Genomic DNA, 13,682 nt, shown 5'->3' on the forward strand with positions numbered 1-13,682 from the left:
GCCAATCCGAGTAAAAGCCGTTCGTTCTCAGCGGGCGGCTCAGTCGCCCGCGCGCCGTCGTGTGCCCAGGTCGTCGGCCGCCAGCAGCGCGTCACGGACCTCCTCGGCGCTCGCATCGAAGGCGTTGTGGATCGTCTCCCCTTCCGCGACCGCCGCCTGCGCAACCCGCTCGAGGTCGTCCTCGTCGGGGTCGTCGACTCCGAGCTCGCCGAGCGTGACGGGGAGTCCGAGTTCGATCGAAAAGTCGACCACGTCGTCGACGAACGCGTCGTCCCGTCCCTCGAGGACGAGCTGGGTGACGATTCCGACGTTGACCTTCTCGCCGTGGGTCGCGTGGTGGGTGGCCTCGAGCTGGGTGAGTCCGTTGTGGACCGAGTGGGCGGCCGCGATCCCGCCGTTTTCGAACCCCAGTCCGCTCAGGAGAGTGTTGGCCTCGGTCACCGCCTCGACGCCCTCGGTGACGATCCCCCGCTCGACGGCCTGCACCGCCGAGCGACCGTGCTCCCGCAGGAGATCGTAACAGAGTCTCGAGAGCGAATGGGCGGCGTGGGTCGGCCCCTCGTCGAAGAAGTTCTCGCCGTCGGCCCGGCGAACGGCATCGGCCTCGAACCAGGTCGCCATCGCGTCCGCGATCCCCGATCTGAAGAAACGAACGGGCGCGCCCGCGATCACTGCCGTGTCGACCAGCACCAGATCGGGGTGGTCCACGTAGAACCAGTAGCGCTCGAACTCTCCGTCCTCGGAGTAGATCACCGAGAGCGCCGACGTCGGCGCGTCCGTCGAGGCGATCGTCGGCACCGAGACCATCGCGCCGCCCGCGTTCTCCCGGACGGCTTTGGCCGTGTCGAGGGCCTTCCCGCCGCCGGCGCCGACGATCGCGTCAGCGTCGGCCTCGCGAGCGATCTCGGTGAGGCGGTCGATCTCGGCCTCCGAGGACTCGCCGCCGAACTCCTCGAGAATCGGTTCGACATCGGCGTCCTCGAGGCTCGCCTCGGCCCGATCGCCGACGATCTCGAGGACGTCGGCGTCGGCGAGCACCAGCGCCGACTCCCCACTGGGCGCGAGGCGGTCGCCGAGCTGGTCGAGGGCGTCGCGGCCCTGTACGTATGCTGCCGGTGATTTGAACGATCGAATCATGCGAGAATCTCGCATCACGGAGGAACAAATAGGCGTTTCCTCGGGAGCTGACACGTTCGAGCCGAACTTCCGGAACACCACTGTTAGGCCAACCCGTTAGGTAGGTCGTCCGCCTAGCCACTCCGATGACAGAGGTTTCCGTAGTCGGCGGCGGGATCGGCGGGCTCACCGCGGCACAGGAACTCGCCGAATGCGGGTTCGACGTGACCGTCTACGAGGCCAACGACCGGTTCGGCGGGAAGGCCCGTTCGATGCCGATCGACGGCGACCCCGGCGGACTGCACGGCGAGCACGGGTTTCGCTTCTTCCCGGCGTTTTACCGCCACGTCGTCGACACGATGGAGCGGATTCCCGACGACGGCGGAACGGTTGCCGATAACCTCGTCGAGACCGAGGCGACGCTGATCGCCAGCACTCACCGCCCGGACCGAGTCGCCGAAACCGGAAGCCCCGAGTCGCTCCGCGAGTGGCTCGAGGCGCTCCGGCCGGCGTTCGCCGAAGACTTGCCGCCCGAGGACGTTCGGTTCCTGCTCGAGCGGCTGGCGTACCTGCTGACGGCCTGCGAGGAGCGCCGCGAGAACGAACTCGACGACGTCTCCTGGTGGACGTTCATCGACGCAGAGAACCGCTCGCAGGAGTTCCAGGATCGGCTCGCCTTCGCCACCCAGTCGCTGGTCGCGCTCCGGCCGGAGGTCGGCAGCGCCCGGACAATTGGAACGATCTACATGCAGCTACTGTTCGGGCAGCTCGATCCGAGCCGGCCGACCGAACGGATCCTGAACGGGCCGACCAACGAGGCCTGGATCGATCCCTGGGTCGCGTACCTCGAGGAGCTCGGTGTCGAGTTCCACCCGGCGACCCCGGTCCACGGGTTCGAGGTCGACAGGGGGCAGGTCGCGGGCCTCGAGCTGGCTGATGGGAACCGAGTCCGAAGCGACGAGTACGTCCTCGCGGTTCCCGTCGAGGTCGCCCCGAAGTTCGTCACGCCGGAGCTAGCTCGAGTCGCGCCCGAGCTCCGACGGATCGACCGCCTCGAGACGGCCTGGATGAACGGGATCCAGTTCTACCTCCGCGAGGACATCGAGCTGACCCGCGGCCACCAGGTGTACGCCGACGCCCCCTGGGCGCTGACGTCGATCTCTCAGCGGCAGTTCTGGACGGGGTACGACCTCGACGAGCACGGTCCCGAGGAGGTCGAGGGCGTCCTCTCGGTGATCGCCTCAGACTGGGATACACCCGGAATCGTCTACGACAAGCCCGCACGACGGTGTTCCCGCAAGGAGGTCGCGACGGATATCTGGGAGCAGCTCAAACGACACCTCGACGGCCCCGAGACACGGCTCACGGACGATCTGCTGGTCGACTGGTTCCTCGATCCCGCACTCGTCGAAGTCGGCAGTGACCCCGTCGAAGGGGTCGAGAACCGCTCCCCGCTGCTGATCAACACGGTCGGTGCGTTGCGAAACCGTCCCCCCGCAGATGTCGGCGTTCCGAACCTGACGATCGCGAGCGACTACGTCCGGACCAACAGCGACCTGGCGTCGATGGAGTCGGCCAACGAGGCCGGGCGCCGGGCCGCGAACGCGATCTGTCGGCGCCACGGCGTTCGCGAAACCGCGCGGATCTGGGAGCTCGAGGAGCCCGCGGTGCTCGAGCCGTTCAAGCGCCAGGATCGGATCCGGTACCGACTCGGGCTGCCCCACCCCGGAGCGGTGACCCAGTCGATTCGACGGGTGACGAGTCGGCTGGGCGGTCGAGGTCGAGCCTGACTGGCCGCGAAAGCACCCGTTCGATACGTTGGTGATCGCCGTCGAACGTCCCCGTACGGCTGCCGACGAAACAGTCGTCCGAACCCTGCTGCTCGTTCTCGCCGTCCTGTTCTTGCTGTCGGTTTTGCTGATGCTGCTGGCCGTTCCGATGATGGGACTGAGGGGCGGCAGCCACGTGTGGACCCGGAACGAAACCGCAGGGTGGTTCACAGTCCTGTTGTGGCTGTTCCCGCTGGCTGTAATCCTCGGCGACGGCTACCTGCTGTATAGGGCTCTCGTCGGCTCCTCGAGTCGTCGCTCGGATCCGGCACTCGAGGAGCTACGAGTCGCGTACGCTCGCGGAGACCTCTCCGACGAGGAGTTCGAAAAGCGCCGGAATTGGCTCCGAAGCGAGGACGAACGGCCCTAAGCCGACCGCTCAGTGCTGGTGGAACCTCATACCTTACAGGGGCGAACGCGGGTCGCGACGTCGACGGTCAGTCGGAGCGGCTGGTCACGCGCAGCTCGCCGTCGACTTCGTAGAGGTAGCCCCGCTCGAGCAGCCGCGTGATCGCGTGCTCGGCGTCGACCCGCTCGAGCGCGGGCTCCTCGACTTCGGTGAGGATCGTCACCGCCCGCTCGCGATCGATTGCCGGAACCTCGTCGTGGCCGGTGCTCGAGTCGACGATCCGGGTCGACAGCACCTCGTAGGCGTCCGTGATCCACGACGGGAGCGGCGGGCGTGGGTTGTCAGTGAGAGACACAGTCAACTCTCCGTTATCCATACTTATCAACGCCGTATTACTTAATTGTACCCGCCGAATTCCTGCCGTGCGTACGCCAGCGTTCGATCAGGGCTGTTTCGAACCGATATCAGTATCTTCGTGCTCGTTCTCGCCGTGTTCCGCCAGTTTCTGCTGGGAGTCGAAGGCCTCCTCGCAGACCGGGCAGGGGAACGCACTCGATTCTTCGACGTTCTCGTCGTCTCGCGGATCCATTACCATACACGCCTGTCCTAACATCCGCCACAATAATTGTGAACGTTGCACACGATGGGTGTTCGGTCATCGGTTCGGTCATGGAATGGGTCCCAGCGCCGAATCGAGTGTCCGCAACTCGTCGGCGCGTCGAGGCCGCGTTACGGGAGTCCCTCGAGCAGTTACCGAGCGGCTCAGGACCGGCGCCGGCTGTCGGGCGCGAGCGCGTCGTCGTACACCCGCTCGAAGAGCGCCTCGAGTTCGTCCCGGGTCGGCTTTCGGGGATTGTTGTCCGGCGAGCCCGAGTCGAAGGCGTCCTGGGTCATCCTCGGGACGACCTCGAGATAGGCCTCGCGGTCGGGAACCTCGCCGAACTCGTCGAGATAGCCGGTGAGCGAGATATCCTCACAGAGCTGCTCGACACCGTCACTGGCCCGTCGTGCGGCCACGCGGTCGGCGTCGGTTTCGTCGGCGACTCCGAGCATTCGAGCGACCTCGGCGTACTTCCCGGGTGCGGCCAGCTGGTTGAACTCGACGACGTAGGGGAGGATGAGTCCGTTCGCCAGCCCGTGGGGGATATGGAGCTGTGCGCCGAGGGGACGGGCCATCCCGTGGATGAGCGCGACCGAGGAGTTGCCGAAGGCCTTGCCGGCGTGGAACTGCCCGATCATCATCTCCGAGCGAGCCTCGATGTCGTCCCCGTTTGCCCAGGCGGCCGGCAGCGAGTCGACGATGCGCTCCATCGCGCTGCGGGCGTACTCGTCCGTAATGGGGTAGCTCTCGACCGAGGTGAACGCCTCGATGGCGTGGGCGAAGGCGTCGATTCCGGTGAACGCGGTGTGGCTCTTCGGAAGCGACCGGGTCAGCTCGGGGTCCTCGATGGCGACGTCAGGAACGATGTTCTCGGAGACGATGATGAACTTCGTGGCAGTGGACTCGTCGGTCAGCACCGCCGTTCGGGTCGTCTCGCTGCCGGTTCCCGCCGTGGTGTTGACCGCGAGAATCGGCGGCGCCGGGTTCGGCACGCCCTCGTAGCCCGCCTTGTCGACGCCGAACTCCCGGAGGTCGCCGTCGTTAGCCGCGAGGATGCCGACCGATTTGCCGACGTCGATCGAGGAGCCGCCCCCGAGCGTGACGATGACGTCGCAGTCTCGGTCCTCCCAGACCTCGAAGGCGTTCTCCACGTTCTCGACCGTCGGATCGGGTCTGACGCCGGTGTACAGCGCCGTCTCGACGCCGCTCGCCTCGAGGTTCTCGACGATTCGCTCGCCGTGGATGTCGTAGATCATCTCGGAGGCGACCACGAGCGCCGTCTCCCCGTATCGATCGGCGTACTCGCCGATCCGCTCGCTGGCGTCGATGCCGAACAGCGTCTTTCCCGGCGAGACCACGGTGCGCGTTCCGTGCGTGAGCTCGGACATGTGTTGTGCCAACGCAAAGCGTGTTCAAGAAGGTTCACCATTATAGATGACGACGGCGGTCGCTCACCGAGGTCCGGAGCCGTTCACCCGCCGGTCACAGGCGGCGTGATCGAGAGCGTGTCGCCGTCGGCCAGCTCGGTCGCGCCGCCCTCGAAGTGAGTAACGTTGGTGCCGTTTCGCAACACGGTGATGCTTCGGGCAACCGCCCCGTCGTTGGCGAGCAGCGTCCCCTCGAGGTCGGGATGGTCGTCCTCGAGCGTGGCGAGGACGTCCCGAACGGTCGTTCCCGAGTCGAACTCACGAGTCGTCGTCCGCTCGCCGACGGCCTCGCGAATCATCGCGAAGTACCGGAGTTCGAGCTCCATCAGTCGGCGACGTGCTCGGCGACATCGGATAAGTCGAGGCGCTCGACGGTGTCGGTCGTCGGATGTCCGTTGTCGTTCCAGCCGCGGAACTCGTAGTACTCGTCGAGCATCCCCTCGAGCTCCTCGGGTGGACAGTACATCCCCTCGGAGGGGCCGTCGGGGATCGGCTCGTGCATCGTCCGGTGGGGGAGCGTGTCCGTCCCGCGGTCAGCGACGCCGCGGGCGACGTTGATCAGGCGTTCGAGGTTGTAGATCCGCTCGCCGATCGCCTCGACGTCCTCCGTCGAGAGCTCCCAGCCGGTCGCGAGGCTGATCGCCTCCGCGTAGCGCTCGTTGACCCGGGCGCCCCAGCCCGCTTCGCTGACGAACCGACACTGGGTCAGCGAGTCGCCCAGCGCGGTGAAGTGCTGGGTCCGGGCGGCGAACTCGGGGGTTCCCTTGGTCGTCTCGTCGTGGTTGCCGTCGTACTGGAGGGTGGGTCGGGTGTCGTGGTGAGAGCCACCCCGGGTCGCCGTGGCGTAGCCGATGCTCATCCCCTTCAGGCCGCGTGCGGAGTGGGCCGCGAACTCGAGACCCTTGGCGCCGTAGAGGTAGCGGTCGGCCTCGTCGTCGAGCGACTCGGCCAGCCGGAACGAGCCCTCGGCGAGGTCGTCGCCGAAGCCCTCGCGCTCGGCCGTCTTCCGGGCGAGTTCGACCAGCCCGTCGGCGTCCCCGAACTCGAGGTGGGGCGAGTCGTCGTCGTCGAGCAGGCCCTTTTCGTAGCACTCCCGGGCGAACGCGACCGTGACGCCCCACGAGATCGTGTCCATGCCGAGGCGGTCACAGAGGTCGTTGGCCTTGATGACGCGCTCGGGGTCGTAGACCTCCTGGAGCGTCGCCGTCCCGAACAGCGATTCGAACTCCGGGATCTTCCCCTCGGTGATCCCTTCGGCTTCGACCGAGACGTGTTTGCCACACTTGACCGCGCAGTTCGCGCAGGTGGTGTCCTCGGTGACGTACTCCTCGTACAGGGTCTCGCCGCTTACCGCCTCGGCATCCTCGGCGTCGGCCTGCTCGGTCTGCATGTTCCGATGGCCGAGTTTGCCCATCTCGTTGATCGGGTTGACCAGCCCCGAAGTACCGTACTCCTGGAGCATCTCGGTCTCCTCCATCAGCCGCCCCATCTGCTGGACTGCTCGCCCCTGGAGGTCGCCAGCGGGTTCCGGCTGGAAGTCGCCGCCCTGGACCGCGATGGCCTTTACGTTCTTCGAGCCGAGCACTGCGCCCGCGCCGCCGCGGCCGGCGACGCCCTCGCGAAGCTTCGACTCGTGAACTAAACAGGCGTACCGAACCTGGTTCTCGCCCGCCGGCCCGTTCGCGAGGACGTGCGTGTCGTAGCCGACGCCCTCGCGGTCGCGGATCTCCCCGCACGTCTCGTAGGTCTCGGTTCCCTCGAGGCCGTCGGCCGACTTCACCTCGGCGCCGTCCTCATCGACGACGACGTACGAGTGTTCCTCGGCGGCGCCGTGGAGCACGACGCCGTCGAACCCGGTCGTCTTCAGCGCCTGCGGTAACGTGCCGCCGAACGTCGAGTCGAAAAAGCCGTTCGTCATCGGGCTCACGAAGCCGACGACGCCGCGCGACGTCGACTGGAACGGGGTGGCGTTCATTGGGCCGACCGCCAGCGCCAGCACGTTCTCCGGATCGAACGGGTCCGCGTCGACGGGCACGTGTTCGGCGACCTGCTTGGCGACGAACCCGTTCCCGCCGAGGAATCGCCGGGCGTCCTGAGGGTCGATCGATTCGATCTCGTTATCGCCGGTTTCGAGGTCGACGTGGAGGATCTCGCCGCCGTACACCGAGGGGAGCGTCTCGGACATTGATACGAACACTGTACGGCGGAGGGCCCCTTAATTCATCGGCAGTGTTCCTGCGTGCCGTATGAACGTCGAGGGTCGTCGGTGCATCGAGAAGGGTCCACGGACGTCACTTTCGTTCGACATACACGATCGCCCGTCGCCCACGCGCGCAGTGGCTTTTTCCAGATAGCCGCGATACGTTCCCCGTGACTCGACTTTCGACCATCGTCATCCTCGTTGGCGTCGCGAGGGTCGTTCCGCTACCGCCGCCACTCGGAATCGTCCTCGGCGCCCTCTTGACCACCGTCGGCCTCGGACTCAGACGATTCACCGAAAACTAACACGTTCGCGAGGTGAGCCGGCCCCAGAGTCAAGTAAGTCGTCCTCGAAACGATACGGACGATGAGCGAGGGGCAAGACCTGCCCACGTTCTTCTTCGACCCGGAGGTGAACAGAGCGGTCAACGAGGCGCTGCCATCGATCGCGGTCGAAGCGTTCGGAATCCTAACCGCCCTCGGCGACGGCGCGACCCTCGTGACTGTCGCGGCCCTGCTGTACTGGTTCGGCGCGGCGGAGGACCGCCACGATCGGGCGATGGTGCTCGCGATCGCCGTGACGACCCTCGCGCTCGTCGCGGGACTCAAGGGAATCCTCGAGGTGCAGCGACCGCTGTACGCGGCTGACCCACCGCTGGCGTTCGCACCGGAGACGTACCCGGGCTGGAGTACGCCCAGCGCGCACGCAATGGGTGCCGCAGCGGTCTACGGCGCGCTGGCGGCCGTGATGGGTGCCGGGAAGCGCTGGCAGCGCTACGCGGTTGCGGCTGCGCTGATCGTCACGATCCCGTTCTCGCGGGTCGTCATCGGGGTCCACTACCTCGGTGACGTGACCCTCGGCGCGCTGTTGGGACTCGGACTCGTCGCCGTCGCGCTCCGGATCACGAACCGGTCGGTCACGCCGATGTTCGCGCTCTCGCTTGCGATCGCGGTCGCCGCCTTCCTTCTCGGCTCCGAGGAGTACACCACGATGGCGATCGGGGCCTCGCTGGGCGGACTCGTGACGTGGCCGCTCCTCGAGAATCGGGACGCCGAGCCGCTGGGGGCCTCCCTGCTCCTGTTGGGGCTGCTCGTGCTCCCGCTGCTGGCGGTCGTCAGGCTGCTCGATCTGCTGATTGCTGTCGAGGGCGGGTTCGTGGTCGCCGGAACGGTGACGGTGAGCCTGCTCGCGATCCTCGAGACGGTCGGGTTCGCGGTCGCCTTCGGGGGTGCGATCGCTGCACCATACGTCGCGGCCGAGCTCGACGACTCGCGAGCGGTCCGGAAACTGCAGCGGGCGTTGCCGTTCAGCGGTCGTACCGTCGATCCGGGCGCCGTCGGCGAGGATCCGACTCCGGAACGGGAGGCCGGCGACTGACTACGCTCCGGTCAGAGTGCTCGAGCGAGCACCTCTCGAACGATCCGTCGCCGGCATCGAGCCCCGACGTCTGCGGCAGACCTTTCCCTGCTCGCGACGAGTGTCGCTATGGCGATCGAAGCCTCGTTTACCGCGACAGAGGGTGAATTCCCGCTCGCCGAGGTGTTCTCGAAGTTTCCGGCAGCGAGGATCGAGCTGGATCGAGTCGTTCCGACGAACGACGTGTTGATCCCGTACTTCTGGCTGCAGAAGGGGGAGTCGTCGGAGATCGATCTCGAGGGGATCGACCACCCGGGGATCGACGACCTCCGAATCGTCGACGACGTTGACGGGGCAGTGTTCGTCCGCATCGACTGGGACTTCGAGTACGAGAGCGTCCTCACCGCAATCCTCGAGACCGACGTGGGGCTCGTCTCGGCCGTCGGCAAGGAAGGAAAGTGGACCTTCGAGGTCCGCGGGACCGAACAGCGGGACGTGTCCGACTTTCAATCCTACTGCAAACGCCACGACATCCCGGTGGAGCTGACCCAGCTCCACGCACTCTCGCCGCTCGAGTCGGGCCAGGAGTACGACCTCACCGAAGCCCAGCGGGAGGCGCTGACGCTGGCGTACGCCCGCGGATTCTACGACTCCCCGCGCGAGGTTACCCAGAGGGAGGTCGCCGACGAACTCGAGATCTCCCGGCAGGCGCTGGCCTCTCGGCTCCAGCGCGGAACCAGACGGCTGATCGCGAGCACGTTGGTTGGCCCATCCGACTAATACTTATAAACATATTATGAGAGCAAAAGTCAAACTCAGGGGCGACCCGTACGAACGCTACGGTATGAGGGAACGCCAGCGCCAGGTGTCGACCCGATTGGAGCGGGGCGACGCTACGGCCGGGGGAGGGGAGGCAGTCGGAACGAAGACCCGTTACAGAGACCAAATCCATGGGTGAGTCGGACGAACCGGGATCGAACGGCGAACAGGTGGTCGAACGGGGGGAGACCTACAACCACGAACGGCACGGTGAGGTCGAAGTAACGGGGATCTGGAAGGGCATCGAGGAGGTCGACGGCACACACGACGCCAACGAGAACGACGTCTACATCGTTCGCTACTCCGCCAACGAGGACGGCAAGCAGGTCGACGAACTCACCGACACGCTCGACGAGTTCCTCGAGGCGCTCGACTGACGTCCGCCCACGACTGACGTCGCGGGCTTTGCACTGTTTCCCTGGAAGCCTTCCAGGGGCGGAGGCCGACCGCGCGGGGTCGCGGGAGATGGGAGCGGGCCCGTCCACCCTCCGCGCACCCCGCATTCCTCGGATACAGTAGCGTCTCACCGGCCGAGAAGAGTGAGAACCTCACCGAAGTTTATGCCGAAACCGATAGACAGTAGCCCACCGCACGCCCTCTTCGGTCCACACCATCATGGCTTCAGACTTTCCACACCTGTTTGACGCTGCAAGCATCGGTCCCATTGAACTCCGAAACCGCCTCGTCATGGCGCCGATGGGGACGAATTACGCCACCGGCTCCGGAGAAGCCACCGACCGACTGCTCGACTACTACGCGGAACGCGCAGCCGGAGGGGCCGGGCTCGTCACCGTCGGTACCGCGGCCGTCGAGTACCCGCGGGGACGCGCGATCGTCAACCAGCTCTCGATCGCCGACGATGGCTGCGTTCCGGGACTCTCGAAGCTCGCCCGGCGTATCCAACAGCACGGGGCGAACGCGTTCGTCCAGCTCCACCACGCCGGCGGCGGGACCACGGTGAAGAAAACCGGCGGCATCCAACCGGTAGTCTGCTCGAGCGTCGAGAACGTGTACAACGCCCGGGATCCCCAGGTCCTCGAGACCGAAGCGGTCGAATCGATAGTGGAGCGCTTCGTGGACGCCGCGAGACGCGCCCGGAAAGCGGGGTTCGACGGCGTGGAACTACACGGTTCGCACGGCTACCTCATCCAGGAGTTCATGTCCCCGCGGAACAACCAGCGGGACGACCGCTACGGCGGCGATCTCGAGGCCCGCATGCGGTTCCCGACGGAGATCGTCGAGGAGATTCGGGACGCGGTCGGCGACGACCTCGCACTGTCGTTCCGGCTGAGCGCCGACGAGTTCGTCGACGACGGCTACGGCCTCGAGGAAGCCACGCAGATGGCTGAACTGCTCGCTTCGGCCGGCGTCGACGCCTTCAGCGTCACGGTTGGCGCCTACGGCGTGCCGACCCGCGTCCTCGAGCCGATGAGCTACGAGGAAGCCTGGCGCACTCAGTACGCCGCGGCGATCGGCGAGTCCGTCGACGTCCCGACCGTCACCGTCGGGGTGATCCGCCAGCCGGAGACGGCCGAGGCGGTGCTCGCCGACGGCGACGCCGACTTCGTCGCCGTCGGCCGCGGTCACATCGCGGACCCACACTTCGCGCGCAAGGCTCGAGAGGGCCGCGCGGAAGAGATCAACCGGTGTATCGGCTGCAACATCGGTTGTATCGGCGAGGGAATCTTCGCCGACAGGGAGCTGGGCTGTACGGTCAACCCGACGGTGGGCCGCGAGCGGGAGTTCGCCACCATCGGGCCCGCACCGGAGCGCCAGCGGGTGCTCGTCGTCGGCGCCGGCCCGGCGGGACTCCGGGCAGCCATCCGAAGCGCCGACCGGGGACACGACGTCACGCTGTACGACGCGGCCGAGGAGGTGGGCGGGCAGCTTCACCTCGCGGCCGCCCCGCCCGGAAAGAGGAAAAACGGGTGGTACCTCGAGCATCTGGAGACCCAGCTCGAGCGTCGTCCGGTCGACGTCCGGCTCGGAGAGCACGTCGATCGAGCGACGGTGGAGACGGTCGACCCCGACGCCGTCGTCGTCGCGACCGGGGCCCGTCCTCGCGGGATCAGCGTTCCGGGAGCCGACGGGTCCCACGTCGTCCAGTCGTGGGACGTCGTCGACGGCTCCGTTTCGGTCGCTGACGAGACGGTGGTCGTCGTCGGTGGCGGGGACGTGGGCTGTGACACAGCCAGGTTCCTGGCCGACCGGGGCTGTGCGGTTACGGTGGTCGAGCAGGCCGATCGGATCGCGCCGGACAAAGAACGGATCAGCCGCATCGACGTGCTCCAGACTCTCGAGTCGAACGACGACGTCGCACTCGTCACGGGAGAGACGGTGCTATCCATCGAAGAGGAGGCCGTGACCACCGTCCGTCCCGACGGCTCGGAGGCCGCCTACGAGGCCGACCGCGTGGTGCTCGCGGTGGGACACGAACCGAACGACGGCCTCGCCGACGAACTCGAGGAGTACCCCGCACCGGTCTACGTTGTCGGCGACGCTCGGGAGTCCCGGGACGTCTACCGCGCGACCCTCGACGGCACCGAGGCCGGCATCTCGATCGGCGATCCGTACCGGACCTTCAGTCCGCGGCCGTGATCGACGTCCGACCGTGACCGTCGCAGTTATCGGCGGACGAGAGCGATCACGGGGAAGTGACGTGGGAACAGCCCCCTCGGTCGTGGCAAGCGGCTCGCGTTCGGGTCGTTCGGGGTGTAGGTGGCCGGCCTCGATCGGCGAGACGCGAACGACCGTTCGATGGCAGTCCAGTCTCCGACTCCACAATGGTGAAAACCGGGCCACCATACTATGGTCGACGCCAGCCTACATCTCTACCATGTCGTATCCGATCCGCGTCGCAGACGTCATGAGCACGCCGGTAGTCACGGCGACGCCGAGCGAGACGGTCGCCGACGCCGCGGGGACCCTCCTCGAGGAGGAGATCAACTCGATAGTGGTCGTCGAGGACGACGAGGTCGTCGGCATCGCCACCGGAACTGATCTCATCCGGGCGCTCGACCGAGAGGAGTTGCCGCGCGAACGGTCACTGGATAGCGTCATGTCCACACCGGTCGCGACGACCGATCCGGCCGCCGAACTCGAGGACGCCCTCGAAACCATGCACGACCACGGAGTGGCTCGACTGGTCGTCGTCGAGGACGACCGTCTCGTCGGCCTGGTGAGCACCGACGACGTGATCCGGTACGCCCCGCAGGTCTTTCACCGTCGGACGCTCGCCACTGATCCCGAGTCGAGGCCCCAGTACCGCGCCAGACAGGAGACCGAGTACGAACTCGCCGACTGGACGTTCGACTGTTCGACGGTCTCCGCCGACGGTCTGAGCGTGGGCGACCGGGCCGAGTTCTCGAAAACTATCTCCGAGGCGGACGTGCGGTCGTTCGCGACGGCGTCGGGCGACACCAACCGACTCCACCTCAACGAGCGCTACGCCGGTGAGACGCGGTTTGGCCGGCGAATCGTCCACGGGACCCTCGTGAGCGGGCTCATCAGCGCCGCCCTCGCCAGGCTTCCTGGGGTCACCATCTACGTCTCCCAGGATCTGGCATTTTTGGGGCCGGTCGACCTCGGTGAGCGCGTTACGGCGGTCTGTGAGATCGTCGGCGAGATCGGCGATCGGAAGTTCGAACTAACGACCGACGTCCTCGATGCGGACGGCGAACGAGTTCTCGAGGGAGAGGCGACGGTGCTGGTCGACGACGAACCCGAAACGGCGACCGTCGAGGTCGAAGCGATCGCCTAGGGAGGAACAGCGACGCGGAGCGCCGCAGACTCGAGAGGAGGTTGACATCGGCTTGTTTCGTGATCGCGGATCCCGAGGATGTGTAGCTACCTCGTGGCTTCCCGAGAAAACAGCACCGCCGGCGCTGTGCGGATCTACGACCGCGACGGCTACCACCTGGACCGCTACGCCGACGACCGACCGACGTCAGCGGTGGGGGGCCCAGCGATTCGGCGGCTCCGCTCT

Annotated in this window: 14 protein-coding genes; 8 read left to right on the top strand and 6 right to left on the bottom strand. The window is 66.7% G+C overall.

The features are described 5' to 3' along the window. Positions 1–39: 39 nt before the first annotated feature. Positions 40–1,137: a glycerol dehydrogenase gene (locus QA600_RS17020; RefSeq protein WP_278293136.1), complete on the bottom strand. Its 1,098-nt coding sequence runs from the start codon at positions 1,135–1,137 to the stop codon at positions 40–42. A 125-nt stretch (positions 1,138–1,262) separates the two neighbouring features. On the opposite strand from QA600_RS17020, the gene QA600_RS17025 reads away from it, so the two are divergent. Both QA600_RS17025 and QA600_RS17030 read left to right on the top strand, forming a co-directional pair. Next, on the top strand, positions 1,263–2,906 hold the full coding sequence (locus QA600_RS17025; protein ID WP_278293137.1) for an FAD-dependent oxidoreductase: 1,644 nt from the start codon (positions 1,263–1,265) through the stop codon (positions 2,904–2,906). Between the two features lie 31 nt (positions 2,907–2,937). Further along, on the top strand, positions 2,938–3,315 hold the full coding sequence (locus QA600_RS17030) for an SHOCT domain-containing protein (RefSeq protein WP_278293138.1): 378 nt from the start codon (positions 2,938–2,940) through the stop codon (positions 3,313–3,315). Positions 3,316–3,382: 67 nt separating this feature from the next. On the opposite strand, the gene QA600_RS17035 is transcribed toward QA600_RS17030, so the two are convergent. The 5 genes from QA600_RS17035 to QA600_RS17055 form a co-directional block, all read right to left on the bottom strand. Then, positions 3,383–3,649 carry a hypothetical protein gene (locus QA600_RS17035; RefSeq protein ID WP_278293139.1) on the bottom strand — a complete coding sequence of 89 codons (267 nt, stop codon included), beginning with the start codon at positions 3,647–3,649 and terminating at the stop codon, positions 3,383–3,385. 87 nt (positions 3,650–3,736) lie between these two features. Continuing rightward, positions 3,737–3,883 carry a C2H2-type zinc finger protein gene (locus QA600_RS17040; protein ID WP_278293140.1) on the bottom strand — a complete coding sequence of 49 codons (147 nt, stop codon included), beginning with the start codon at positions 3,881–3,883 and terminating at the stop codon, positions 3,737–3,739. A gap of 173 nt (positions 3,884–4,056) precedes the next feature. Beyond that, a complete protein-coding gene (locus QA600_RS17045) occupies positions 4,057–5,283 on the bottom strand; it encodes an iron-containing alcohol dehydrogenase (protein ID WP_278293141.1) in 1,227 nt (408 codons plus the stop codon). 83 nt (positions 5,284–5,366) lie between these two features. Continuing rightward, positions 5,367–5,648, bottom strand: coding sequence for a ubiquitin-like small modifier protein 1 (locus tag QA600_RS17050; protein WP_278293142.1), 282 nt, complete (start codon positions 5,646–5,648; stop codon positions 5,367–5,369). Continuing rightward, entirely contained in the window at positions 5,648–7,507 is a 1,860-nt protein-coding gene (locus tag QA600_RS17055; protein WP_278293143.1) for an aldehyde ferredoxin oxidoreductase family protein, read from the bottom strand. The genes QA600_RS17050 and QA600_RS17055 overlap by 1 nt, the downstream gene beginning before the upstream one ends. Positions 7,508–7,692: 185 nt before the next feature. Here QA600_RS17055 and QA600_RS17060 point away from each other — a divergent pair, with 185 nt between their 5' ends. The 6 genes from QA600_RS17060 to QA600_RS17085 all read left to right on the top strand — a co-directional run bounded on the left by QA600_RS17060 (position 7,693) and on the right by QA600_RS17085 (position 13,457). Further along, positions 7,693–7,827, top strand: coding sequence for a transporter (locus tag QA600_RS17060; protein WP_278293144.1), 135 nt, complete (start codon positions 7,693–7,695; stop codon positions 7,825–7,827). 61 nt (positions 7,828–7,888) lie between these two features. Next, on the top strand, positions 7,889–8,899 hold the full coding sequence (locus tag QA600_RS17065) for a phosphatase PAP2 family protein (protein ID WP_278293145.1): 1,011 nt from the start codon (positions 7,889–7,891) through the stop codon (positions 8,897–8,899). A gap of 108 nt (positions 8,900–9,007) precedes the next feature. Continuing rightward, a complete protein-coding gene (locus QA600_RS17070) occupies positions 9,008–9,658 on the top strand; it encodes a helix-turn-helix domain-containing protein (RefSeq protein WP_278293146.1) in 651 nt (216 codons plus the stop codon). Positions 9,659–9,828: 170 nt separating this feature from the next. Beyond that, entirely contained in the window at positions 9,829–10,074 is a 246-nt protein-coding gene (locus QA600_RS17075; protein ID WP_278293147.1) for a hypothetical protein, read from the top strand. 238 nt (positions 10,075–10,312) lie between these two features. Beyond that, on the top strand, positions 10,313–12,295 hold the full coding sequence (locus tag QA600_RS17080; protein WP_278293148.1) for an FAD-dependent oxidoreductase: 1,983 nt from the start codon (positions 10,313–10,315) through the stop codon (positions 12,293–12,295). Between the two features lie 268 nt (positions 12,296–12,563). Continuing rightward, complete coding sequence (locus QA600_RS17085) at positions 12,564–13,457, top strand: CBS domain-containing protein (RefSeq protein ID WP_345782036.1); 894 nt, start codon at positions 12,564–12,566, stop codon at positions 13,455–13,457. The last annotated feature ends 225 nt before the right edge of the window (positions 13,458–13,682 follow it).

It is taken from the genome of Natronococcus sp. A-GB1 (assembly GCF_029688845.1).
Lineage (GTDB): Archaea > Halobacteriota > Halobacteria > Halobacteriales > Natrialbaceae > Natronococcus.

Bases quoted from the DNA above. Each gene is read 5' to 3' on its own strand.
- QA600_RS17020 (WP_278293136.1), bottom strand. From the start codon at position 1,137: ATGATTCGATCGTTCAAATCACCGGCAGCATACGTACAGGGCCGCGAC.
- QA600_RS17025 (WP_278293137.1), top strand. From the start codon at position 1,263: ATGACAGAGGTTTCCGTAGTCGGCGGCGGGATCGGCGGGCTCACCGCG.
- QA600_RS17040 (WP_278293140.1), bottom strand. From the start codon at position 3,883: ATGGATCCGCGAGACGACGAGAACGTCGAAGAATCGAGTGCGTTCCCC.
- QA600_RS17045 (WP_278293141.1), bottom strand. From the start codon at position 5,283: ATGTCCGAGCTCACGCACGGAACGCGCACCGTGGTCTCGCCGGGAAAG.
- QA600_RS17050 (WP_278293142.1), bottom strand. From the start codon at position 5,648: ATGGAGCTCGAACTCCGGTACTTCGCGATGATTCGCGAGGCCGTCGGC.
- QA600_RS17055 (WP_278293143.1), bottom strand. From the start codon at position 7,507: ATGTCCGAGACGCTCCCCTCGGTGTACGGCGGCGAGATCCTCCACGTC.
- QA600_RS17065 (WP_278293145.1), top strand. From the start codon at position 7,889: ATGAGCGAGGGGCAAGACCTGCCCACGTTCTTCTTCGACCCGGAGGTG.
- QA600_RS17070 (WP_278293146.1), top strand. From the start codon at position 9,008: ATGGCGATCGAAGCCTCGTTTACCGCGACAGAGGGTGAATTCCCGCTC.
- QA600_RS17075 (WP_278293147.1), top strand. From the start codon at position 9,829: ATGGGTGAGTCGGACGAACCGGGATCGAACGGCGAACAGGTGGTCGAA.
- QA600_RS17080 (WP_278293148.1), top strand. From the start codon at position 10,313: ATGGCTTCAGACTTTCCACACCTGTTTGACGCTGCAAGCATCGGTCCC.
- QA600_RS17085 (WP_345782036.1), top strand. From the start codon at position 12,564: ATGAGCACGCCGGTAGTCACGGCGACGCCGAGCGAGACGGTCGCCGAC.